The organism is Erythrobacter sp. CCH5-A1 (genome assembly GCF_001557115.1).
Classification (GTDB): domain Bacteria; phylum Pseudomonadota; class Alphaproteobacteria; order Sphingomonadales; family Sphingomonadaceae; genus Erythrobacter.
The window spans coordinates 1-1,161 of sequence record NZ_LSKQ01000179.1 but is presented as its reverse complement, the minus strand read 5'-3'; the positions used below and the strand labels follow the sequence as shown (position 1 = coordinate 1,161).

Here is a 1,161-nt window from a genome sequence, read left to right as displayed (position 1 = left end):
GGGCTTGTCGATCCGCAGGGCTTGCCGGGTACTGCCGTTCGACACTTCCAGTTACCACTATCAGTTCCACCGCACCGATCCGGCCTTTCTGAAGAAACGCATCAAGGAGATCTGCGCGACGCACGTCCGCTACGGCTATCGTCGTGTCTATCACATCCTGCGCCGGGAGGGCTGGGTCGTGAACGCCAAGAAGGTCTATAGGCTTCACAGGGAGTTGGGCTTGCAGCTGCGCAACAAGACAACCAAGCGACGGGTAAAGGCCAAGCTTCGGGAAGATCGTGCGCCGGCGGTGCGGCCGAACGATGTGTGAGCGATGGACTTTGTTCATAACCAGCTGGCGACGGGGCGCAAGCTGCGCATCTTAACCGTTGTCGATACCTACTCCCGGCTATCGCCGGTGGTCGATCCGCGGTTCAGCTACCGGGGCGAGGACGTGGTAGCCACGCTGGAACAGGCATGCCGCGAGATCGGCTAACCCAAGACGATGAGGGTGGACAATGGCAGCGAGCTTAGTATCCATCCGGCGGGGACCGCCTTGTCCAGGTGGGTGGTGAGCGCTCTTTAGCGTGCTCTTTTGAGCGCGCTTAGGAGTGGTCGATGGGTCAGGTGACGGTATATTCGGGGCCGGAGCGGCGGCGACGGTGGAGCGAGGAAGAGCGGCTGCAAATCCTGTCCGAGGCATTCGCGCCGGGCGCGTGCGTTGCCGAGGTTTGCCGCCGTCACGATATTTCTTCGGCGCTGATCTACACCTGGCGGCGCAAGCTTCTCGATGCAGAGTCAGCCCGGGACTGCGACGTGCCCGAGGCACTGCCAGCGCCGGTGTTCGCCGAAGCGGTGGTGGACGAGAGCGTGGTCGCTGCCAACGCTGCCGAGCACCCTGCGATCATCATCGACCTGCCGCGCGGCAAGCGGCTGAGCGTTTTCGCCGCGGCATCACCGGCGCTGGTGACGGCGGCGCTGAAGAGCCTGCGATGATCCCTTCCGGCGCGCGGGTGTGGATCGCGCTCGGCCACGCAGATATGCGCAAGGGCATGCAGGGCCTTGCGCTGCTGGTGCAGCAGGGCTTGAAGCGTAATCCGCATGGCGGCGATCTGTTCGTGTTCCGGGGCCGCGCAGGCTCGCTGATCAAGATCATCTGGCACGACGGGATCGGCATGTCGC

2 protein-coding genes and 1 pseudogene are annotated in these 1,161 nt (G+C 63.7%); all 3 read left to right on the top strand.

The window, feature by feature from the left end; genetic code table 11:
• A pseudogene (locus AX708_RS10900) lies at positions 1 to 472 on the top strand (IS3 family transposase); the annotation flags it as partial.
• Positions 473 to 597: 125 nt separating this feature from the next.
• On the top strand, positions 598 to 975 hold the full coding sequence (locus tag AX708_RS10895) for a transposase (RefSeq protein WP_066530754.1): 378 nt from the start codon (positions 598 to 600) through the stop codon (positions 973 to 975).
• A partial coding sequence (gene tnpB, locus AX708_RS10890; protein WP_155647223.1) for an IS66 family insertion sequence element accessory protein TnpB occupies positions 972 to 1,161 on the top strand: 190 nt, incomplete at its 3' end. The genes AX708_RS10895 and tnpB, both read left to right, overlap by 4 nt.